Raw genomic sequence first — 20,828 nt, 5'->3', positions numbered from 1 at the left:
ATGAGCATCATTCTTTACGGCATTAGTAATTGCGACACCATTAAAAAAGCGAAAAAGCACTTAGATAATTTGGGCGTCGATTATTCATTTCACGATTATCGCAAACACGGTCTCGACAGTGACCTGCTGGCACAACTCGAAGCCCTGTTTGGTTGGCAAACCATGGTCAATAAACGAGGCACCACCTATCGCCAACTCAGTGATGAGCAAAAACAGCAGCTTGATAAAGACAGCGCCATGGCATTAATGGTTGAACACCCGGCGTTAATCAAGCGCCCTATTCTACGCACTGACGATCAGGCATTAATTGGCTATAAAGCGGCCGATTACGACAACATGTTCGCTAAGAGCTAATTATGAGTGATGTCATAAACCTAGCTAAAGAGCTGATGCGCCGGCGCTCGGTGACCCCTGATGACGCCGGTTGCCAGCATGTGATCAGTGAACGTTTAGCCAAGGTGGGCTTTAACAATGAGCCGATGTTTTTTGTTGATACCCTAAACACCTGGTCACGACGTAATAATCAGCCGCCCAATGTCTGCTTTGCCGGGCACACCGATGTGGTACCTACCGGCGATGAGAGCCAATGGCAATTCCCACCCTTTGCCGCCACAGAGCACGATGGTTATTTACATGGGCGCGGTGCCGCTGATATGAAAGGGTCATTGGCGGCGATGGTGGTAGCAACCGAGCGTTTCGTAAAAAAACACCCTAATCATAAAGGTTCAATCTCATTTCTTATCACCTCTGATGAGGAAGGACCCTTTATTAATGGCACCACTCGGGTTATCGACACACTGCAAGCACGTAATGAGCACATAGACATGTGTATTGTCGGCGAGCCTTCATCCACAGATAAGTTAGCTGATGTCGTTAAAAATGGCCGCCGTGGCTCATTAACTGCGTTTTTAACCGTGAAAGGTAAACAAGGGCACGTAGCTTACCCCCATTTAGCCGATAACCCCGTCCATCGCGCCACTGGTTTTCTAGACGCTTTGTGCGCTGAAAAGTGGGATGAGGGAAACGCATACTTCCCTGCCACCAGCATGCAAATCTCCAATATAAATGCAGGAACCGGAGCCGGAAATGTAATTCCAGGGGATTTAGAGGTGCAATTTAACTTTCGCTACAGCACCGAAGTAACGGCACCACAACTGCAGCAACGCGTTGTGCAATTGTTACAACAACACCAGCTCCCCTATGAGCTCAGTTGGGTGCACAATGGTGAACCCTTTATCACTGAGCCGGGTGAGCTGATTGACGCTGTCCAACAAGCAGTTCATAGCCAATTGGGTTATCAAGCCGAGTTGCAAACCAGCGGCGGTACCTCAGATGGCCGCTTTATCGCCCCCACAGGGGCAAAAGTCGTCGAGCTTGGGCCGCGTAATGCAACTATTCACCAAGTGAACGAATGCGTCAGTTGTGCTGATTTAGACAACCTTGCGCTCATTTATGAGGGAATTTTGGAACGTTTACTCACATGAATCTAGCGATGTGTGCCACAGGGCGAAGTGACGAGCACTTAGTCAGTTATCAACATCAATCTGTCCACCATGAGGCGCTACACGATTTGAAGCGGTTGCAGCGCGGGGCTGCAAAGGACGGTATTGATTTACGCGTAGCCTCGGCGTTTCGTTCGTTCTCACGCCAAGCTGCGATTTGGAATGCCAAATTTAATGGCCACCGTAGTGTATTAGATATCAATGAGCAGGTAGTCGAGTTGTCGCACCTCAATACTTTGCAACGATGCCAAGCTATTATGTTATTTTCAGCTCTCCCCGGTGCCAGTCGGCATCATTTTGGTACTGACTTTGATGTCTGGGACAATGGCGCTGTCAGCGACGACTATGCGCTGGCATTAACGCAGCAAGAATATGCACCCACAGGGCCTTTTGCAAAGTTATCTCAATGGTTGGATGAGCACATGGTCGAGTACGGCTTTTACCGACCTTACGATTGTTATCGCGGAGGCGTGGCGCCGGAGCCGTGGCACATTAGCCATATAACCAGCGCCAGTATCTTGCTGCCATGGCAAAATCCGAGCACCATCGCCGATGCCCTGCGCGACAGTGACGTGGCTGGCAATGAGACAATCATGGCGCACCTCGATACCCTGTGTACGCAGTTTGTTACTAATGTTGGCCCTGTTTTTGCCGCGCGATAATAAACACGCCGATTGCAGCCACTAATACGGCGGCACTGATCATGGCAGTGCCGTCAATGCGCTCACCGAGCAAGACAGCCCCACCTAACATAGCCAGCGGCGGTACGCTGAGTTGCATCACCGCCGCTTGACTGGCTTTAATGCGCTGGATAACCCGATACCACAAGGCATACCCAAGTGCTGACGTTATAGCACCCGAGACGAAAGCAAGCACAAGCCCTTTGGGGTGAGCAAATAATGTTTGTTGTGATACCAACACTCCAACCATAACTAGCACTGAAAGCATTGCCGCACGTTGAAAATTATCTGCACTTGCCAAGGTCGCGTTTTTGCGGCCTTGCCCGAGTATGCTGTAGCTACCCCACGCGATACCGGCGACTATCATAATACCGCTATACCCTAAATGCACATCCGTGCCCTGTGGGCTCAGCAAAATGAAAAAGGCTGTCATCGCCAGCAGTAGCATCACCCATTGCAAAACGCTGAAGCGCTCTTTGTGTAACAGGGCCCATGAGATCATGCAAAACTGCACTGCACTGAACAGTAGCAAGGCGCCTAGGCCAGCATCTAAGCTAATGTATGCAATCGAAAAAGCAAACATGTAAACGGCTAAGCTTATTGCCCCGAGCCAACTGCCCCCTGCTGCCCGCACCGATTTCTTTTGGCCTTGCCGACCCGTAGAGCACATCACCAGGAGTGTTAACATTAAGGCGCCGCTAACGGTGCGAACGGCGGCAAAGCTCAACGGATCAATATGCACCATGGCCAAAGCCTCACGATTGAGTAAGGAATTAGCAGCAAATGCGAGCATGCTCAGCAGCGCATACAACCAAGGAGCATACCGAGAGAGTGAGGGCATAGTGGTTTCCATGTGTGCTTAATTATTTAGTAGCAGACAGGCAAAAACGGTAAAATTTTTCACGGCTAAGGGCATTAAAAACCCAATGGTGCTTCACACCAACGATAGGCTGGCGTGATAACCCCCACTAGCTTTGCCGATACCGACGGAAAAAGCGCCCGATGCGCTCCATCGCTGGTCGTAACTCATCTTTGTGCGGCAGGAACACAATGCGGAAATGATCCGGCTCAGGCCAGTTAAAACCGCGCCCATGCACCAACAGAATTTTCTCTTGCGTAAGCAAATCTAACACCATGGTCTCATCATTAGTGATATTAAAGCGCTTTGTATCGACCTTAGCAAAGCCATACAACGCGCCTTTGGGTTTGACACAACTAATGCCGTCAATATCGTTCAACCCTTGCCAAGCAATAGTACGCTGCTCGTACAAACGACCACCCGGCTCGATTAACGCATCAATGGATTGCACGCCCCCTAACGCTTGTTGAATTGCGTTTTGTGCTGGCACATTGGCACATAAGCGCATCGAGGCAAGCATCTCTAGGCCTTTAATTAAGTCTGCCATCCTTTTGGTGGGCCCGCTTAGTACCATCCACCCCATACGTAAACCCGCTGCGCGATAAGTTTTCGCCAAGCCATTAAAGGTGATCACCGGGACATCGTCGCACAACGCTGCAATAGAGCTATGTGGCGTATTATCAAATAGGATTTTCTCGTAAATCTCATCACTTAATAGTAATAAGTTGTGCTCGCGAGCGAGTGCGATAAGTTCATGCAAGAGCGCATTGCTATACACAGCCCCGGTGGGATTATTGGGGTTAATTAATACCAGTGCCTTGGTCTTATGGGTGATTTTACTGCGAATATCGTCGATATCAGGAAACCAATCGGCCTGTTCATCACAGCGATAATGGACAGCTTTGCCTCCTGAGAGCGTCACACAGGCACTCCACAAGGGGTAATCAGGGGCAGGAATAAGGATTTCATCGTCATTGTTAACCAGCGCCTGCGTCACCATTTGGATGAGCTCGCTGACCCCGTTACCAATAAAGATATTATCAACGCTAAGGTTGTGTAGGCCGCGTTGTTGATAATGCTGATAAACGGCTACACGCGCCGAGTATAAACCCTTTGAATCGCAATAACCTTGTGCTGAGCTCAGGTTACGGATGATGTCCCGGAGCATGTCCTCTGGCATGTCAAAGCCAAACGCGGCAGGGTTTCCGATATTGAGCTTAAGGACTTTTTGCCCTTCATCTTCCATGGCCTTTGCGGCTTGTAAAACCGGACCACGAATATCGTAACACACACCCTGTAACTTCTGGCTTTTGAGTATCTCGGACATACTTCCCCCTTAATCGAAATGCTCAGTTAGATTATCGGGCCCAAGGGGAAATTACCAGTAGCGACAGGGGGTTATTAATGAATTAATTTCAACTCTGTTGCTGCCACTGCTTCATTTGCACGACGCTACTGGCGATGACCTCATCCAAACTATCAATATCCTGCTGTAGTGACTGGCGCTCACCTTGAGATAACCCCTGCTCAATACGTCGCGCAGTATCTGCTAAGGTGATAGCACCGAATTGCGCCGCATTCGACTTTAAGCTGTGAATGTTACGTATCGCTTCACTATATTGGCTATCTAAGCTTTGCAAAAAAGCACCATGTAAGCGGGTAAATTCACTAAAGCAAAAGGTCAACGTCGCATCAAATTGATCGGCCAATAAACTTTTCATGGCAACCAGCGCATTCTCATCTATTTTTATTTCCATGATACTAATTCCTAAGGTTATTTCTTAAAGCATAAGCTGAGATTAGCAAATGGACAACTTGGAGCAAGCACTTAAAGCAATTACAATAGCGGTGTTTGCAATTTAATGGGGCATCTATGGCTCGAAATCTGTGCGCTCAGTGTCACTACCCAAGCTCTCACTGCGTGTGTAAATATGTTATTGCGGTTGAAAATACCATCACTGTGTGGATTTTACGCCATCCCCACGAGCTTAGCCAAGCTAAGAGCACCACGCCGCTTCTTCAGCTCGCTTTAAAGCGAATGAATGTCTGTACCGGTGAAAACCCTGAAGATTTTTTGGCTGTGCAAAGTATCCTTGATCAGGGCGTTGCGGTTGTCTACCCCAGTGAGCAAGCAAACGCCATTGAGCAACTTAGCGAGCAGCGCGGTGCCATCAAGCATATTATTCTACTCGATGGCACCTGGAGTAAAGTACATCGGTTGTGGCAGCTGAACCCCTGGCTCCATGCCCTGCCCAGCCTGACCTTCGCGCAGCCACCGGCAAGCGAGTACCGGATCCGTAAAGCAAACCGTGACGATAGCCTGTCGACGTTGGAAGCGACGAATTATTGTTTGGCTCAGCTTGAGGGCCTATCAACACAGCCCCTAAAGCAACTATTGGCTGGGTTCGTTCAGGAGCAGCTCAAAAACATGCCCGCGCATGTTCGTCAGCGGTACTCATCATGAGTCAGTTAATGGCAAAAAAGTACCGCCGAGGGCCTGATTATCGCTTTGGCGTTGATGTCGATTTTGCTGAAGTGCGTGCCACGTTTGGCTTTCGAGCCATATCTCTTGGCCGCTGGGTGAGCGCTGAGGAATGTCAGCGCGCCGCTAATCTAGTGTACGATGCGCTTGCGGACCTAACCCAGATTTTAGCCATCCCTCCCGAAGCGATTGGCCTGCGGCAAACCTTAACGCTGGCATTCGGTCAAGGCGGCCAGCTCGGTGTCCAAGCCCATTATCAAAGTACCACCCGGACCTTGGCATTGGCGAAAAACGCAGGCTGTGGTGCATTGGCTCATGAATGGTGGCATGCATTTGATCATTACATTAGCCGCTTCTTGTTCACTTCGCAGGTCAGCCGGCTCGCCTTTGCCAGCAAACTATGGCTGACGCGCGAAGATATCCATACACACCCCATGAACCAAGCGTTAAACTCTTTGTTCCGGCATTTATTTCTTGATGCCAGCGCGCATCATAGCTCCGATTACATGAAGCGCGCCATTGACCTTGATAATTCTGCTGGACGCCTTTACTTTGCGATGCCTGAAGAGCTTAGCGCACGCGCTTTTGAGCATTATATTCAAAGCCATACGCTGCAAAACCAGTATTTGGTCAATGGTACTAAACAAGGTGAGTTGGCAAAGCTTGGCGGCTACCCTACTGACGATGAAGCGCGCCTGCTAGCGCCCTATTTCAGCCGTTACTTTGCGATTTTGGGTCAAGCCCTAAGCCGAAGTCATGATGCTGACTAAGCCATTGCATGTACTGAGCAACCGGCATAGGTTTAGCAAAATAATACCCTTGACCGATGTCACAACCATAGCTACGCATGTACTGCGCATCGCTCAGTGACTCAATCCCTTCTGCGACCACCATCGCTTGAAGACTTTGCGCAAGGTCGCAGGTGGCTTGGCATATTGACTGATCTTTTGGAGAGTCAGCAATATTGTGCACAAACTGCTTATCGATTTTGAGTTCGTTAAAGCCTAAGTAACTTAAATATGACAATGATGAGTAGCCGGTGCCAAAGTCATCAATGGCTAATTTCACACCAATGCGTCGGAATTCATCAAACACCGTTTTAGCGTTACGTTGACCGCCTATTGTCGCCGACTCTGTCAGCTCCAACATAATGCTCGATGGTGCGACCCGTTGCTCTTGTAGTGAGGTGAGAATATGCGTCGGCAAACTCTTATTGCTTAAGTCTCGACCAGAGATATTAATCGACATAACATGCTTGGGGGCGAACTCATGGAGTTTAGCCTGCAATGCAATACATTCGCTTAGCACCCATTCGGTTATTTCCATAATTTGCCCTGCCGACTCTGCAATGGGTATAAACTGGTCGGGGGTGATTAAGCCATTGCTAGGGTGTTGCCAACGCAGTAACACCTCGGCACCATAGACACTCTGATCTTGCAGACATATTTGCGGCTGCAAATAAATACGAAATTGGTTATCGCTGATGGCGGTCTTTAAATCTGAGGCTAAGCTTAAGCGCCGCTGCGAGCGAATACTGTCTTCCAAAGAGTACAGGTGCCACAACTGCCCGGGTAACCGGTCACGATATAAAGCTTGCATTGCGTAACGCACCAACTGCTCATGAGATTGGGCATGAAGTGGATAATTCGCAACACCAAAATCAACCTGGTCTATCAAGTGGGTATCATCAATCTCGACGCCCTCATTAAATACCGAATTGATCACGCATACCGCTTGCTCAATAGTGCTGAGCTCCAGTGTGCCACAAATCCCCAAAGCAAAAATATCGTCACTAAAGCGACACACCACAGCAGAATTCTGATGCCCCAGCGCCAATAGCGGTAATCCATCAAGTTGGTGTTCAACATGGTGGATCACCGATTTAATGTAACGATCCGCATGGCTAATACCGAAATTAGCGCGCGACTGCACCAAACCCCGAGGCTTAAACATAACCAGCGTGATGGCCTCGTGACGAGCGCTCTTCAAGGTTTTATTGAGTAATTGCTTATTTGCCAGACCGGTTCCAGAATCTGTATACACTATCTGGCGATGGGCCATCATTTGCCCACGCTCTCGCAGCGTCATCGCAAAGCCTATCAGCAAACAGTTCAATACTAAGGCAAAGGCAAACGCAGCGTACAAATAAATACCCACTTCATAAGGTCGCAGATAAAATAACGCTAACGCCAGGACCACGGTGGCCAAAGGTAGCCAACTAAACGCCAATAACCTGCCCCAGCGCTGCATCGGACTGTATTTGACACTAGCAATGATGGCTAACACTAGGATTGCGGCAAACAACACCTCCATGATTACTCCTTGGTGAGCCAACGTCATAAAGGGACTCACACTCGCGGCAATACAGCCAACCCACAACGCGGCTATAAACACTTTATGCAGGGTTTTCGCACGCTCATCTAGCCTGAGTAATCGCGATAAGAAAAGTAATAAAGAGATGCATATAATCACACCGTTAAGCGCCGTGTAGTGAACCAAAAAGCTGTGCACACTCTGGGGAGTTAAAAATCTAGTAATGCCAACTTGGGCCAGTAGAAATATGCTGCTACTGGCGATGTACAAGGCAAAAAATCCATAGTAACCAGCGCGATAGGCAAGCCACACAGCGACGCAGTAGATCACGAAGCCAAGCATCAACCCTGAAAAGGACGACCACCCAAGCCAATGCTGCTGTTGCTCTTTATTAAATGCGAGTTCTGTTTGATGCTCGAGGGCAAAAAGCGCATGACGCTGCGCCCGCACGTGCACATACACAATACGGTCTTGTGCACCACTAATGGCCATTGAGGCGCCAACATCACGCCCCGGTGGCCAAGCCAATGACCCTGTGGCACTGTGGCTCAGCAACCGGCCATTATCAAAAAGATAAAAGTCGATATTAAAAATGGCGGGGTTTTGCGCGCGCAAGTAACAGCTTGCACTGGGACAGCTATCAGCAGGCAGAGCAATCTTAAACCAATAATCCCCTCCCGCATTAAGCAGCATTGCTTCGCCCATCGCTACCATGCGACTTCCTACAAAGGGCTGTTGAGTTACCTGAGCTAATGACAGGGGCTGCTCGCTTTGCATCATCTCGACGCTGACATGCTGTTGGTCATCAGCCAGCGCACCACTATGCTCTGGCGCCAAAAATCCCAGCATAACGATAACCATGACCCACAAATGTGCGCTCAGTTTATGCTGCTTTACCATTAAGCCCCCGTGCAACTTCTTCCCTGTACAGTATGGAAGAGGTGCACGATTTTTCCATGAAATTTAAATACTTTGTATTACAGCATAGGGTTACTGCTGACCATCATCACCAATACGACTGGCGATGGCACCGTCTTGTCCTTTGTATTTTGCATCTTCACGGGCATTATATGGCTTCTCAGCGGGGCTGGTGAGTGTTTCAAAGCTCATGGCACCAATTTTCATATTCGGGCGCAGCGCCAGCGGCAGCTTGCCTGAATTATAAAACTCAAGAACAATATTACCCGACCATCCCGGATCAATACGGTGAGCAGTCACATGAACCATTAAGCCCAAGCGGGCGAGCGATGACCGTCCATCGAGCCAGCCAACAATATCAGCCGGTAAGGTCACTGATTCGTAAGTGATTGCCAAGGCGAGTTCCCCTGGGTGAAGGAAGAAGGCTTCTCCTTCACCAAGCACGATTTCATCACTCATAATAGATTCCATAGCCGCGTTTAGCTGCGCTTTGGGGCCACTGAGATCAACATACGGGGCGGCATGATCTTGAAATACTCTAAATTTATTACCCAATCGCAAATCAACGCTGACGCCAGAGATGGCTTGCTCACCTGGCGTCGGGGTAATTTGAATTCGCTGCTCGGCCAAGTACTGTTTTATATGGGTATCTGATAAACGCATGGTTAGTCGTCCGTAAAAATAATCTCAACGCGCTGCTTAGCGCCCTGTTGGTAATAAAGCTCACTGGCACTGATACGCGCCGCATGAGCAAAGTAGTGGCCTAACTCAGGATATTCATCACCCAAGTCCGCGCCTTGTTCCGAACATTGACGAATGCCCATCTCGAGCGGCAGCTGCGCTAATATAGGCACGCCATAACGCTGTGCCAGCTGTTGCGCTCCATCGGCACCAAAAATGTGGCTGGTTTCGCCACAGTGCGGGCATTGGAACTGACTCATGTTTTCGATCAAACCGAGAATGGGGACGTTCACTTTTTCAAACATCTTCACGCCCTTGTGGGCATCGGCAAGGGCTAGGTCTTGTGGTGTTGTGACGATAATGGCTGCGCTGGCCGGTACTTTTTGTGACATAGTCAATTGAATGTCGCCAGTACCTGGAGGCATGTCAACCAACAAGTAGTCAAGCTCGCCCCAGTCTGTTTCCATGAGCAGTTGCGACAGAGCTTGCGAGGCCATCGGTCCGCGCCAGACGGTGGCATCATCGGGGTCTACCAAAAAGCCGATAGACTGCGCTTTGATGCCATGAACTTCAAATGGCAGCAAAGTATTTTCATCCTTAGCCTGAGGTTTTTCACCTTGCAAGCCCAATAACAGCGGGATAGAAGGGCCGTATATATCGGCATCGAGAATACCCACTTTCGCTCCCTCTCGGCGAAGCGCCAACGCCATATTGACAGCACAGGTCGACTTGCCAACCCCACCTTTGCCAGAGGCCACGAGAATAATGTGCTTAATGGCTTTAAGGCGCGGCGATTCTTGCAGTGTTACGTCGATGTCAACACGCACATCACGTTGAAGATGCTCAGCGATATACTCACGCAACGCCGCTGCCTCTTGAGCACATGCAAAAGGAGCGTTGATGTGGCAATGCGTCTCGCTACTGTCACCACTAATAGCGTCTGGGGGAACCCCAACTGGAAATGCGGCGCTACGATACGACGCTAAACACTGTTGATATTGAGACGGCCATTTTGCTGGCTTGTGACTACCGAAAAGTGCGGATTTCACTTTTGAACCAAATCCTAACATGATAACTGCATAAATAATTAACGAAGCGTAATGAAAAGTGCCGCCAAATTATGTAACATTCGGGGCATTAACACCAGTCTATTCACCCCACTGATGCTCGGGAGGCGCTTATGATCATTATAAGCCCCGATATTAGCGGGAGTAACCCTATCTGAGATGGAATGAGCACTTTATGGCAAAGAGAAAAATTCTCATAACAAGCGCCCTGCCTTACGCCAATGGCCCAACACATTTAGGCCATTTGTTAGAGTATATTCAAACTGATATCTGGGCCCGTTTTCAAAAATCCCAAGGCCATGACGCCTACTATGTGTGTGCTGATGACGCGCACGGCACGCCCATTATGCTCAATGCCCAAAAGCAAGGCATTACCCCTGAGGAAATGGTCGCCCAAGTCAGTGTTGAGCGCCAGCGTGACTTTGCTGACTTTAATATCGAGTTTGACAATTACCACAGCACGCACTCAGATGAAAATAAAGCGCTGAGTGAATTGATTTATACCCGTCTTGATAATGCGGGCTATATTAAAAAGCGGACCATCTCACAACTGTTCGATCCCGAAAAAGGTATTTTTCTTCCAGATCGTTTTGTTACCGGTACTTGCCCTAGCTGTGATGCCGAAGATCAAAACGGTGATAGCTGTGATGTCTGTGGGGCGACCTACGCACCCACCGAACTGAAATCACCACGCTCGGTGATGTCCGGCGCCACTCCAGTGCTCAAAGACTCTGAACACTACTTTTTTGATTTACCCGAATTTGAGGGCATGCTCAAACAATGGCTGCACTCCGGCTCAATTCAACAAGAGATGGCCAATAAGCTGGATGAATGGTTTGCTGATGGTCTACAGCAGTGGGATATTAGTCGTGATGCGCCTTACTTTGGTTTTGAAATCCCCGGTGCACCTGGCAAGTATTTCTATGTTTGGTTGGATGCGCCCATAGGTTACATGGCCAGCTTTAAAAATCTTTGTGATAAAAGCGACTTAGATTTCGATGCTTTCTGGAAAGAAGGCGCCGACGCCGAACTCTATCACTTCATCGGTAAGGACATCATTTATTTCCACAGCCTATTTTGGCCAGCTATGCTTGAGGGCGCAGGGTTCAGAAAACCAAGCAATATCTTTGCTCATGGCTTTGTCACCGTCAATGGCGCAAAAATGTCTAAGTCAAAAGGTACTTTTATTAAAGCGCGTACTTATTTAGAGCACTTGGACCCAGAGTATCTACGTTACTACTTCGCCGCTAAACTCGGCAGTGGCATCACTGACTTAGATTTAAATCTCGAAGATTTTGCCCAGCGAGTTAATTCTGATTTGGTAGGTAAGGTGGTTAACATAGCGAGCCGCTGCGCCGGGTTTATCACCAAAAAGTTCGACGGTACACTCTCTAGTGATAACGTTGAAGCTGAGCTTATCGCCGAGTTTGCCGCTGCACGCCAAAGCATCGCTGATCACTACGAAGCCAGAGAATATGGCCGCGCTGTGCGCTTGATCATGGCGCTGGCGGATAAAGCCAACCAGTACATCGACGCGCAAGCTCCGTGGGTCTTAATCAAAGACGAAAATACCGCGAAGCAAGCTCATGATGTGTGCAGTGTAGGGATCAACTTATTCCGTATACTGATGACGTACTTAAGCCCCATCCTACCTGGGATGGCCGCAAAAGTGAGCAGCTTCCTCAACGATGAATTAGCATGGGATAAGGTAGACACCGTTTTAGTTGATCATAAGATCAATAAGTTCAAACCCTTAATGCAGCGTGTCGATATGGACAAAGTGAATACCATGCTTGAGCAGTCAAAAGAAAGCCTCGCACCAGCTGCTGCCACACCAGCGCCAGATGCCAATAATGGTGAGATTGATAAAGACCCTATTGCCGATGAAATCGAATTTGATGATTTTGCTAAAGTGGACTTACGCATCGCGAAAATTGCCAATGCCGAGCATGTGGAAGGTGCTGACAAATTGCTCAAGCTAACCCTTGATTTAGGGGGCCCACAGCGTCAGGTTTTTGCTGGTATAAAATCAGCGTACGCACCTGAGCAACTTATTGGCAAGCACACGGTCATGGTCGCAAACCTTAAGCCAAGAAAAATGCGCTTTGGCCTATCAGAGGGCATGGTGTTGGCTGCTGGACCAGGCAAAGAGGACATATATATTCTTGAGCCCCATGATGGCGCCAAACCCGGTATGCGGGTTATGTAATACCGCCAAAAGGCCAGCATATGCTGGCCTTTTCAATTTAGGTCTGTTTTAGCGCTCGCCTAACGATTCATGAGTAAGCACCACTTTGCCTAAATTAGCATTATCTTGTAGAACTTGATGCGCTGACATGGCCTCTTCCCAAGGGAAGATAGAATCAATGACTGGCGCGATGTGGCCACTGTTTAATGCATCACCAAACGTACGCTTTAGGTTATCAACCAGTTTCGCCTTATAATCGGGTGTACGATTACGCAGCGTCGACCCTATCAGCTGAGCTCGCTTTTGCAATAGCTTGGCACCATCAAATTGCTCACTATAGCGCCCCCCTAGCAGCGCTAAAACGACAATACGACCATCCATATTAAGCACCGACAAGTCGTCATTCAAATACCCACCGGCAACAGGATCAATAATGAGATCGGCGCTGAGCCCTTCGGCCTTCATCACCTCACGCCAATTGTGTTGACGATAATTAATCGCTTTATCTGCGCCATGAGCTAAACAAAATTGTTTCTTTTCATCACTGCCGACGGTCACCACCACCTGCGCTTGCAAATATTTTGCAAGGCTAATAGCCGCAGTGCCCACACCGCTCGCACCAGCATGCACTAAAACCGTGTGCTCTGCGCCAAACTCTGGGTACTGTGCAATGGCATCAAAAGCGGTTAAAAACACCTCACAAAATGCCGCGCCTTGAGCATTGGAGAATGTCGCCGGTTTGACCATACAATGACGTACATCGACTGCTACGAATTCACCGTATCCTCCACCCGCGCAAAGCGCCATCACATGCTGCCCTAACCATTGCGACGCTACGCCCTCACCCAATGCAACCACTTCTCCGCACACCTCGAGTCCGAGGATCTCACTATCACCTGGCGATGGCGGATATTTTCCTTGACGCTGTAAAAGATCGGCGCGATTCACTCCCGCTGCGTTTACTTTTATTAACACTTGTCCGCGCGCCGCTGCTACAGTGGGCGTTTGCGCTATAACTAGCTGTTTATTTTCGTTTAAGTCAATTGTTAGCATTGTGTAATACCGTTTGATCGTAGTATGATGTAAACGTAATTTTAAAGGGACAAACCTACAACTAAAATAGTAATTACGAGCAGCCAAGGATCTTTTAGCTCCGATATTTTTATTAGAAGCACTTTTTCTTGGCCGTTTTAATGCTATCCTAAATGTCTGTTGGGAGGATAGGTTGATGACACAATATAGTGAAATAAAAGCAGTGTGCGATGAATTGCACCAAGCCGGTACACCAATCACGTTAGCAACATTGCTTGAGCGTGTGGATGGTGATCGCGCTACCGTACTCGAACATTACCGTCAGTGGCGTAGCGAGGATCGCTCGGCCCGGCCACAAGATAGTCAACAGCCTACCAAAGTGACCGACTTAGATATCGAGTTTTCTGAACAGTTTATCCATGCCTTCAAAGCGCAAACGCAGTCCTTTGCCGATGCGCAAGTCGAGCCCGTGCAAGCACAGCTTGACGAGATGCGTGAGGCTGAGCAATTAGCCATTCAAAGCCTTGAAGATCTACAACAGAATTACGATCAACTTGCTGAGCAAAATGAACAACTCCAACAGCAGGTCGATGCTCGCCAGAGCCAGCTCGACGAGCAAGCTGCGCAGTTGGCTGAACAAACACAGAATATTGAACAGCTACACCAACAGGCGCAAGACACTGAGCAAGAGCATCAGCAGAAACTTGCAGGCTTGCAACAGCGTATTGAGAATTTTGACAACGACTATGCGGCTTTGGCGCAAGAGCGTGATGAAATTCAACGCCAACATGATGAGTTAAACCATCAGCACCAACAGCTCGAGGAGCTTAAAGCTCAACTTGACGCCAGCGTTGCCCAATTACAGGCGCAACTTGAAGAGCAACAGCCACTTGTTGATAAGCTGAAAAATGAAAACAACCTGCTGAAAGAACAAAGTGCAGTAGCCGCCAAGCACCAAGCTAGCCAACGCGAAGATATTCGTCAGTTGCGTGAGCAAAACAAAGAGCAAGGCGAACAACTCGGCACCATTCAAAGCGAAGCTGAGCAGGCCAAGCAAGATAATGAAAAGTTACACGAGCAAGTACGGTTCTTAAAAACCAACTCCGCTTCTACCATCGAGCGCCTTACTGCAAGTAACGAGCAGTATCAGCACAAGATCAAAGAGCTTGAAGAGCAACTGGTGGCTAAGGACAGCGAGTCTGCAGACACCGTAGCTGAGAATAAACGCTTGAAAGAACAAATCACCTTTCTTAAGCAAAACTCAAGCTCTACGCTCGAGCGCCTATCTAAAAGTGCAACCTTGGCACAAAGCCGCCTAGGCGAGTTAGAGCTGAGCTTAGCCGAAACTCACGCTGAACTTGAACGCTTGCGTTCTGAGGAAGACGGTGAAAGCGCAAAAAAGAACTCGGATGATGATATGGACTCCATCCAGTCAGCATAGGATAAAAGGCGCTATTACAGCGCCTTTATAGTGCTCACTGAGCAACTCGTTGCCATACTTCATACTCTACCAGTTCACCTTCTTGATAAAGCGTGTGATGCCATAACTGCTCTTTTATCTCATAGTCAAAAACCAATTCTTTGCCTAACAAAGAGGGAATGTTGCCATAATCAACATGCTCTATGAATGCATCTTCTGTAATCTCATACCGCCCACCAGCGGCATAATGAAATTCGCCATTTTTTTGCGTGATGTAATTAAAGTGGCCGCCACTTAGGACTTTTACTGAAGTCACATCAGGAGCCTCAGCATAGAACACCTGTCCCTCACTGTAATACTCCCCTTTTACAAATTGCCAGCTCCCCTCTAGCGGGTGGGCCTCGGTGACATGAGCCACAAATACACACGTAATTCCAACAATATATTTCAACATAAACCTTCCTTTTTCTTACAGGATACGGCGCTTTAAGGGTCGGTAAAAGTGAAAATTGCTCACTATCACTGCTGGAAATAGCCGTTATTTTCTAGTGAGTTAGCTATATACAGTTGGCTAAGCTAGAGTAAATAACAGCAGTAATAAGGGATGCGACCTGGGCATGAACCTAAGACAAATTGATTTAAACTTGTTGGTCTATTTGAATGTGTTGATAGAGGAATGTAGTGTGTCTGCGGCTGCAAACCGCCTCGCTCTTACCCAAAGTGCGATGAGTAACGCGCTCAAGCGGCTGCGTGACTTATTTGCTGATCCACTTCTTGTGCGCAGCGGCAGCACCATGCTTTGCACGCAAAAAGCATTGGCACTCAAACCCGAGCTCGAACAATTCATCGCTCTCGCACAAGGGATCACGTCACAACAGCAGCCTTTTGATGCCAAGACAAGTAGCCACACATTTCGAGTAATGGCCAATGAATTTCTTGTCAGTTCGATGTTGGTTCCCCTGATCAAAGAGCTCTGTTGTCATTATAAAGACATCCACATAGACTTAGTTAATCCCAGTGATGTCACTCTCAGTGAACTAGAGCAAGGTCAGGTAGACATCGCCATAGACCGTTTCATGCGCCTACCGTCTTCATTCCATCAAAAAACCTTGTGGCGCGACAATTACTGTTGCCTGAGCGATCAGTCACACCCAATACAACAGGATACCTGTTTGGAGAACTACTTATCAGCACCACATATTTGGCTTAACCGCAGTGGCTTTGGGCCTGAACCCTTGGTCAAAAATCGTGAGCCACAAAAGCTTGGCTGGGTTGATCAGGCGCTCATGCAACTGGGTGAGCGCCGGAATATCCGTGTGTACGCACGTCAACATAGTTTAATACCGAGCCTGTGCGAACATTCTCAGCTTATTGCTACGCTACCGAAACGCTTAGCTGAACATCTGGTCGCGACGAGCAGCCAAAAACTCGCTATTTGCCCGGTGCCCTTTCCCATCGTACCCATCAGTGTATCCATGCTTTGGAGCCCGCTTGTCCATCATAACAATGCCCATATTTGGCTCCGCCAACAACTGCTGCAGTTTGCACATTGATTTCATCAATACTAATAATGGATACCACCCATTTCATAAATAGCACTTTCACCCATACAGTTATAGTGACGCTGACAAAATGAGCCATAACGGAGGCAACTATGCAACAACGACACTACACCCACTATGACTGCATCCACATTAATGCTGATCTTGATACCTTTATTCGTGCTCAGTTAAATGCTTGCGGCAATGCCATCCATATTGAAGAGTTTTACCAAGCACTGGCACAACTAAACGACGAGTTTGGCGGCCATTGTCGTGCCTGTGGCGATAATACTTTAACATTAGATGCTCTGCGCGAGCACTATCCTAACGCTGCTCAAGTCGACTCACGTGCTGCAGATATTCTCGATGAAGACAATTGTCCGGTCCCCGTAAGCATTTTATTTGTCATGCTTGATGAGTTAGGGCTGGCACCGAAATTAGGCAATACCGATGCGGTGCGTTTACGGGCACGACAGTTACTGCGCGGCGCGATTGCAGCTTAGATATTGCTCAATCGCCGTGATCACCGCGTCTGTGGACACCTGTGGCAGTTCATGAGTACGGGTGTCGAGTTGAAACAACTGCGGGTAGTGGCTGATAACATGCTTAAGCGCGTGAAATAACCGCGTACTTGCTTGCTCCAGGCCTAAGTGTTGTAGCAATAACACACCCGCCCATAGCGTTGCACAAGGGTTGGCAACACCCTGGCCTGCGATTCGTCGAAATGGACCATGACTGGGCTCAAAGATAGCCATCTCGTTATTACAATTAATGCTGGGAATAATGCCTACGCCCCCGACCAGCGCCGCTCCTAAATCAGCAATCAAATCCCCTGCGAGATTATTACACACCAACACGTCAAACTCTGATGCGTACTGCGGTAAACGTTGCATTACCCGATCGAGCATCATGAACTCGACTTCAATACTTTGGCCTGTGTTGCTGCGTAGCTGGTAATACTGCTTGCAGGTACTCAACGTAACCTCATGGTGCTGCTGCAGGTAGGCCAGCGCCCAACGTTGGAATTGCCCTTCAGTAAGCTGCCAAGCATTACTTTTATGTACAATAGTGAGCTTTGTGCGATGATGCGCCAAGGCATAGCTGAGTGCTTGCGCGACCAGTCGCTCGGTCGCGGCTTGCGAGCAGTTTTTGATCGCTAAGGCGCAGTTATCAGCAAAGCGGAGCTTGTAATACCCTAGCTCCTGCTCCAACACCTCGATTAAACGCGACGCGTCACTGCTTTGGGCAGCCAGTTCAATACTTGCAAAGCTATCCTCACTGCACTCACGAAAGACTACCATATCAATAGCGCCACTGTTTTTCAGAGGGCTTGGCAAACCATCGAGTGCTTTAATCACACGCATATTGCAAAATAAATCAAGCTCTTCACGTAAAGCAATGTTCAAGGAGCGAAACCCACCGCCAATGGCACTGCTCATCGGCCCTTTTAAGGCTACTTTGAGCGCTCTTAGCTGCGTGATTGTGGCCTCAGGAAACCACTCGCCATCGCCTTCTCTAGCCGCTTGCTCACCGAGCAATAAAGCATGCCAGTCAATGCCGTACTGACCATGGTAGGTAAGCGCAACCACCTGATCAATCACGGCGCGTACATACGGCATTATCTCCGGTCCGATACCATCGCCATCAATATAACCCACCTCGAAATTATGCATCATAATGATCGTAATAAAGTTCAGCTTACAGAGATCTTGTTATAACAATCAGCAGTACAATTCGCTAATCAACCGTGACTTTGTTTAGCATTCATAGGATCAATATGCGCATTTATGTTGCCATCATAGTCTTGGCTTTTCTAACTCCCTGCACTAGTGCAGACACGCACTGGCAATTGAACTTCGAAAGCTATGCAAGTGATGAGCGCCAACAACAGCTACAAGCGTGGGTAAATACCGCAGTAGACAATACCCACAAACAGCTTGGAGCCCTTAATTATAAGCATGTTGACGTGAGCATTAGTCAACCTGTGTTTACCACTGAAGCTGTGCCTTGGGGGGAGATAAAACGCGGGCCACCGGTACAAGTGGTGCTCGAAATTGGACGTTTTGCCGATATAAAGCGTATACGCAAAGACTGGACTATTTATCATGAATTGGCGCATTTATACATGCCCTATCTCCCCGCCGAAGACAGGTGGTTAAGCGAAGGGTTTGCCACTTTGATGCAAAACTACACCATGCTCCATGCAGGAATATACAATCGCGGGCAATTCGAACACCGCCTACAAGCCGGATTAGCACGCGGTAAAGCTGACACACGTATCCAGCAAGGGCCGCTTAGTGAAGTCAGTGCCACCATGTGGCAACGCCAAGCCTATCAACGTGTTTATTGGTCTGGCGTGGCTTATTTTATTGAAGTAGAGAGTGAACTCGCACGCCAAAAGCTGAGGCTAAGCGATGTCATTGCACGTTATAATCACTGCTGCTTTCGCCCACGCAGCAGTGCCAAAGAATTTATCAGTGCCCTTGATGGCATCGCAAAGACACCTGTGTTCTCAAATTTGTATAGCCGCTATCGACTGCGCCGTGACTTTCCTACTATCAAACAGGCACAAATAGCGCGCTTAACCATCAGCGCGGTCAACCTGGACGCCGCCACTGGGCAATAAGGGCGTTGCCGTAATCACGTGCCTGAGCGCTGGAGCTCGATGCAAGTGGATTCATAAAGCCATGCTCATAGGCACTGCGATGGCAATGGATACGCGGGTGTGACAGTTTCGACATCAGCTGTTTTACGTCAAATGCGCTTTCATGACGAGCAAAAATAATGTCCGTGTTACAGCTTGGCACTAAATCGACATGGTGCCTTATTTGCGTTGGGTAAAATAACAGGGCACGAGAGACATTTCGACTTTGACTTATCGCGCGCCATGCGGCACTTGCCCCAGCACTAAAACCAATGACATCAACCTGCCTAAAACGCTCAAGGGTCTGCATAACACGCCGCAAATACTCATCGTGGCCACCTTTTGCAATGAACTGCTGATAGGCTTGATGTTGCTGTGTAGTTGGCAACGCTGTGTCATTGGCACATAGTAATGTCGCATCGAGGCTCTTGGCGAGCGCTTGCGTCGCCTGCGTTTTAGAAAAAATATCGGAGAGTAACAGTAATTTAGCCATCATCGCCCCCCTGCTAGGCAAACAACGATTATAAAGCAAGCTTGATAAAGTTTATATTTATTTATGTTCTTGATTCTGAAACATAAACAAAGCTGCTACACTCAATGAACAAGGTATTAATAAATGCAGTAAGCTTTATGTTGCGTCGGTATCCTCTTATATTGCTCTTAGGCTTCGTGCACTCGCTCGCAGCATATGCAAATGAGCGCCAAACGATACGCTGGCTGGTGTTTGACTTTGCCCCCTATTACATTATGAGTGACACACATCAAGGTGAAGGGCGGGATGAGCAGACCATCGCCCTGTTGCAGCAGCAACTGCCTAATTACCGGTTCGACTATGTGCATATCCCAGGCAGTCGTGCTATCCATGAGCTCAGCAACCCACAAAATACCTACTGCATCTTATCCTTGTACAAAACCCAGCGTCGCCTAGACAAGCTGCTGTTTACTAATAACGCTTCAACTGTGGGACTTTCTCCTGCATTGGTGATGCGTAAGGAGCTTGCTAATACGTTAGGGTTGGTAGAAGGTGAGCCGGTATCGCTGAGCCAATTGCTCGCTGAGCAAGGCCTGCGGTTAGGGTTACCGATGAACCGCTCTTATGGCAAAGAGCTTGACCACATCATCAACCACAGTCCACGCGGCAGCCTAGTCACTCGTCCGGGCAAAGACGTACTCGCCAGCCTGACTTATATGTTGATCAAAGAACGGCTCGATATGCTCGTTGGTTACCCGAGCGAGCATTACTACTTGGCATCAAAAATGGGAGTGAAAGAGCAAATGGCTATTTTTCCTATCGCCGAGGTCGCGCCCATTAGTCACGGCTACGTGGGGTGCAGCAATACCGCCTTGGGATCCGAACATATTGATATTATCGACAGCGCGTTAGAGAAAATAGCAACAACCGATAGCTACCAGCAAGTAATGATGCGCTGGCTGCCACCACGATTGAAGCCACGCTTACAACAACAGTTGCAAACGCGGCTAAAAGCACAGTAAGTCGAAA

General features: G+C 48.5%; 21 protein-coding genes. 11 read left to right on the top strand and 10 right to left on the bottom strand.

Annotated features, from left to right (window positions below; translation table 11 throughout):
* From MHM95_RS00220 to MHM95_RS00210, 3 genes are read left to right on the top strand one after another with little or no spacing between them, the layout of a single operon-like run.
* Entirely contained in the window at nucleotides 1-354 is a 354-nt protein-coding gene (locus MHM95_RS00220; RefSeq protein WP_045978657.1) for an ArsC family reductase, read from the top strand.
* Nucleotides 354-1,484: a succinyl-diaminopimelate desuccinylase gene (gene dapE / locus MHM95_RS00215; protein ID WP_239384267.1), complete on the top strand. Its 1,131-nt coding sequence runs from the start codon at nucleotides 354-356 to the stop codon at nucleotides 1,482-1,484. The genes MHM95_RS00220 and dapE overlap by 1 nt, the downstream gene beginning before the upstream one ends.
* On the top strand, nucleotides 1,481-2,164 hold the full coding sequence (locus MHM95_RS00210) for a M15 family metallopeptidase (RefSeq protein WP_239383883.1): 684 nt from the start codon (nucleotides 1,481-1,483) through the stop codon (nucleotides 2,162-2,164). Before dapE ends, MHM95_RS00210 begins: the two co-directional genes overlap by 4 nt.
* Here the strand turns inward: MHM95_RS00210 and MHM95_RS00205 are convergent.
* From MHM95_RS00205 to MHM95_RS00195, 3 genes are all read right to left on the bottom strand, one after another.
* The gene (locus MHM95_RS00205; RefSeq protein ID WP_239383882.1) at nucleotides 2,133-3,023 is read right to left on the bottom strand and encodes a DMT family transporter; all 891 of its coding nucleotides are present in this window, start codon (nucleotides 3,021-3,023) and stop codon (nucleotides 2,133-2,135) included. The genes MHM95_RS00210 and MHM95_RS00205 overlap by 32 nt on opposite strands.
* Nucleotides 3,024-3,150: 127 nt before the next feature.
* Nucleotides 3,151-4,368: a pyridoxal phosphate-dependent aminotransferase gene (locus tag MHM95_RS00200; protein WP_239383881.1), complete on the bottom strand. Its 1,218-nt coding sequence runs from the start codon at nucleotides 4,366-4,368 to the stop codon at nucleotides 3,151-3,153.
* Between the two features lie 88 nt (nucleotides 4,369-4,456).
* Complete coding sequence (locus MHM95_RS00195) at nucleotides 4,457-4,798, bottom strand: Hpt domain-containing protein (protein ID WP_239383880.1); 342 nt, start codon at nucleotides 4,796-4,798, stop codon at nucleotides 4,457-4,459.
* A gap of 116 nt (nucleotides 4,799-4,914) precedes the next feature.
* Here MHM95_RS00195 and MHM95_RS00190 point away from each other — a divergent pair, with 116 nt between their 5' ends.
* Nucleotides 4,915-5,505: a tRNA-uridine aminocarboxypropyltransferase gene (locus tag MHM95_RS00190; protein WP_235419124.1), complete on the top strand. Its 591-nt coding sequence runs from the start codon at nucleotides 4,915-4,917 to the stop codon at nucleotides 5,503-5,505.
* Nucleotides 5,502-6,293 (top strand): CLCA_X family protein, encoded by a 792-nt coding sequence (locus MHM95_RS00185; protein ID WP_151172893.1) that lies wholly within the window; start codon nucleotides 5,502-5,504, stop codon nucleotides 6,291-6,293. Before MHM95_RS00190 ends, MHM95_RS00185 begins: the two co-directional genes overlap by 4 nt.
* On the opposite strand, the gene MHM95_RS00180 is transcribed toward MHM95_RS00185, so the two are convergent.
* From MHM95_RS00180 to apbC, 3 genes are all read right to left on the bottom strand, one after another.
* A complete protein-coding gene (locus tag MHM95_RS00180; protein ID WP_239383879.1) occupies nucleotides 6,235-8,736 on the bottom strand; it encodes an EAL domain-containing protein in 2,502 nt (833 codons plus the stop codon). The genes MHM95_RS00185 and MHM95_RS00180 overlap by 59 nt on opposite strands.
* Before the next feature lie 90 nt (nucleotides 8,737-8,826).
* Nucleotides 8,827-9,417, bottom strand: a complete 591-nt coding sequence (gene dcd / locus MHM95_RS00175) for a dCTP deaminase (RefSeq protein ID WP_022943631.1) — start codon at nucleotides 9,415-9,417, stop codon at nucleotides 8,827-8,829.
* A 2-nt stretch (nucleotides 9,418-9,419) separates the two neighbouring features.
* Complete coding sequence (apbC, locus tag MHM95_RS00170) at nucleotides 9,420-10,505, bottom strand: iron-sulfur cluster carrier protein ApbC (RefSeq protein WP_239383878.1); 1,086 nt, start codon at nucleotides 10,503-10,505, stop codon at nucleotides 9,420-9,422.
* Nucleotides 10,506-10,677: 172 nt separating this feature from the next.
* Here apbC and metG point away from each other — a divergent pair, with 172 nt between their 5' ends.
* Nucleotides 10,678-12,711 (top strand): methionine--tRNA ligase, encoded by a 2,034-nt coding sequence (gene metG / locus MHM95_RS00165; protein ID WP_239383877.1) that lies wholly within the window; start codon nucleotides 10,678-10,680, stop codon nucleotides 12,709-12,711.
* 48 nt (nucleotides 12,712-12,759) lie between these two features.
* On the opposite strand, the gene MHM95_RS00160 is transcribed toward metG, so the two are convergent.
* Nucleotides 12,760-13,743: an NAD(P)H-quinone oxidoreductase gene (locus MHM95_RS00160; RefSeq protein WP_239383876.1), complete on the bottom strand. Its 984-nt coding sequence runs from the start codon at nucleotides 13,741-13,743 to the stop codon at nucleotides 12,760-12,762.
* A 175-nt stretch (nucleotides 13,744-13,918) separates the two neighbouring features.
* Here MHM95_RS00160 and MHM95_RS00155 point away from each other — a divergent pair, with 175 nt between their 5' ends.
* On the top strand, nucleotides 13,919-15,163 hold the full coding sequence (locus MHM95_RS00155) for a DNA-binding protein (RefSeq protein ID WP_239383875.1): 1,245 nt from the start codon (nucleotides 13,919-13,921) through the stop codon (nucleotides 15,161-15,163).
* A gap of 34 nt (nucleotides 15,164-15,197) precedes the next feature.
* On the opposite strand, the gene MHM95_RS00150 is transcribed toward MHM95_RS00155, so the two are convergent.
* Nucleotides 15,198-15,596, bottom strand: coding sequence for a hypothetical protein (locus MHM95_RS00150; RefSeq protein WP_171041771.1), 399 nt, complete (start codon nucleotides 15,594-15,596; stop codon nucleotides 15,198-15,200).
* 163 nt (nucleotides 15,597-15,759) lie between these two features.
* Between MHM95_RS00150 and MHM95_RS00145 the strand changes: the two genes are divergently transcribed.
* On the top strand, nucleotides 15,760-16,695 hold the full coding sequence (locus MHM95_RS00145) for a LysR family transcriptional regulator (RefSeq protein ID WP_239383874.1): 936 nt from the start codon (nucleotides 15,760-15,762) through the stop codon (nucleotides 16,693-16,695).
* A gap of 101 nt (nucleotides 16,696-16,796) precedes the next feature.
* Nucleotides 16,797-17,186 carry a hypothetical protein gene (locus MHM95_RS00140; protein ID WP_022943624.1) on the top strand — a complete coding sequence of 130 codons (390 nt, stop codon included), beginning with the start codon at nucleotides 16,797-16,799 and terminating at the stop codon, nucleotides 17,184-17,186.
* Here MHM95_RS00140 and MHM95_RS00135 read toward each other — a convergent pair.
* A complete protein-coding gene (locus tag MHM95_RS00135) occupies nucleotides 17,160-18,359 on the bottom strand; it encodes an isocitrate/isopropylmalate family dehydrogenase (protein WP_239383873.1) in 1,200 nt (399 codons plus the stop codon). The two genes, MHM95_RS00140 and MHM95_RS00135, sit on opposite strands and share 27 nt — an antisense overlap.
* 101 nt (nucleotides 18,360-18,460) lie before the next feature.
* Here MHM95_RS00135 and MHM95_RS00130 point away from each other — a divergent pair, with 101 nt between their 5' ends.
* Nucleotides 18,461-19,309, top strand: a complete 849-nt coding sequence (locus MHM95_RS00130) for a hypothetical protein (RefSeq protein ID WP_239383872.1) — start codon at nucleotides 18,461-18,463, stop codon at nucleotides 19,307-19,309.
* On the opposite strand, the gene MHM95_RS00125 is transcribed toward MHM95_RS00130, so the two are convergent.
* The gene (locus tag MHM95_RS00125; RefSeq protein ID WP_239383871.1) at nucleotides 19,281-19,820 is read right to left on the bottom strand and encodes a dienelactone hydrolase family protein; all 540 of its coding nucleotides are present in this window, start codon (nucleotides 19,818-19,820) and stop codon (nucleotides 19,281-19,283) included. The two genes, MHM95_RS00130 and MHM95_RS00125, sit on opposite strands and share 29 nt — an antisense overlap.
* 104 nt (nucleotides 19,821-19,924) lie before the next feature.
* Between MHM95_RS00125 and MHM95_RS00120 the strand changes: the two genes are divergently transcribed.
* Nucleotides 19,925-20,821, top strand: coding sequence for a TIGR02285 family protein (locus tag MHM95_RS00120; protein ID WP_239383870.1), 897 nt, complete (start codon nucleotides 19,925-19,927; stop codon nucleotides 20,819-20,821).
* The last annotated feature ends 7 nt before the right edge of the window (nucleotides 20,822-20,828 follow it).

Source organism: Pseudoalteromonas sp. CnMc7-15 (genome assembly GCF_022347925.1).
Lineage (GTDB): Bacteria > Pseudomonadota > Gammaproteobacteria > Enterobacterales > Alteromonadaceae > Pseudoalteromonas > Pseudoalteromonas ruthenica.
This window is presented reverse-complemented; position numbering and strand designations above follow the sequence as displayed.

Coding starts and splice junctions, on each gene's coding strand:
- MHM95_RS00145 (WP_239383874.1), top strand. CDS start 15,760: ATGAACCTAAGACAAATTGATTTAAACTTGTTGGTCTATTTGAATGTG.
- MHM95_RS00135 (WP_239383873.1), bottom strand. CDS start 18,359: ATGATGCATAATTTCGAGGTGGGTTATATTGATGGCGATGGTATCGGA.
- MHM95_RS00140 (WP_022943624.1), top strand. CDS start 16,797: ATGCAACAACGACACTACACCCACTATGACTGCATCCACATTAATGCT.
- MHM95_RS00160 (WP_239383876.1), bottom strand. CDS start 13,743: ATGCTAACAATTGACTTAAACGAAAATAAACAGCTAGTTATAGCGCAA.
- MHM95_RS00180 (WP_239383879.1), bottom strand. CDS start 8,736: ATGGTAAAGCAGCATAAACTGAGCGCACATTTGTGGGTCATGGTTATC.
- MHM95_RS00120 (WP_239383870.1), top strand. CDS start 19,925: ATGAACAAGGTATTAATAAATGCAGTAAGCTTTATGTTGCGTCGGTAT.
- MHM95_RS00205 (WP_239383882.1), bottom strand. CDS start 3,023: ATGCCCTCACTCTCTCGGTATGCTCCTTGGTTGTATGCGCTGCTGAGC.
- MHM95_RS00185 (WP_151172893.1), top strand. CDS start 5,502: ATGAGTCAGTTAATGGCAAAAAAGTACCGCCGAGGGCCTGATTATCGC.
- MHM95_RS00200 (WP_239383881.1), bottom strand. CDS start 4,368: ATGTCCGAGATACTCAAAAGCCAGAAGTTACAGGGTGTGTGTTACGAT.
- metG (WP_239383877.1), top strand. CDS start 10,678: ATGGCAAAGAGAAAAATTCTCATAACAAGCGCCCTGCCTTACGCCAAT.
- dcd (WP_022943631.1), bottom strand. CDS start 9,417: ATGCGTTTATCAGATACCCATATAAAACAGTACTTGGCCGAGCAGCGA.
- MHM95_RS00125 (WP_239383871.1), bottom strand. CDS start 19,820: ATGGCTAAATTACTGTTACTCTCCGATATTTTTTCTAAAACGCAGGCG.
- MHM95_RS00195 (WP_239383880.1), bottom strand. CDS start 4,798: ATGGAAATAAAAATAGATGAGAATGCGCTGGTTGCCATGAAAAGTTTA.
- MHM95_RS00210 (WP_239383883.1), top strand. CDS start 1,481: ATGAATCTAGCGATGTGTGCCACAGGGCGAAGTGACGAGCACTTAGTC.
- MHM95_RS00155 (WP_239383875.1), top strand. CDS start 13,919: ATGACACAATATAGTGAAATAAAAGCAGTGTGCGATGAATTGCACCAA.
- apbC (WP_239383878.1), bottom strand. CDS start 10,505: ATGTTAGGATTTGGTTCAAAAGTGAAATCCGCACTTTTCGGTAGTCAC.
- MHM95_RS00220 (WP_045978657.1), top strand. CDS start 1: ATGAGCATCATTCTTTACGGCATTAGTAATTGCGACACCATTAAAAAA.
- MHM95_RS00130 (WP_239383872.1), top strand. CDS start 18,461: ATGCGCATTTATGTTGCCATCATAGTCTTGGCTTTTCTAACTCCCTGC.
- MHM95_RS00150 (WP_171041771.1), bottom strand. CDS start 15,596: ATGTTGAAATATATTGTTGGAATTACGTGTGTATTTGTGGCTCATGTC.
- MHM95_RS00190 (WP_235419124.1), top strand. CDS start 4,915: ATGGCTCGAAATCTGTGCGCTCAGTGTCACTACCCAAGCTCTCACTGC.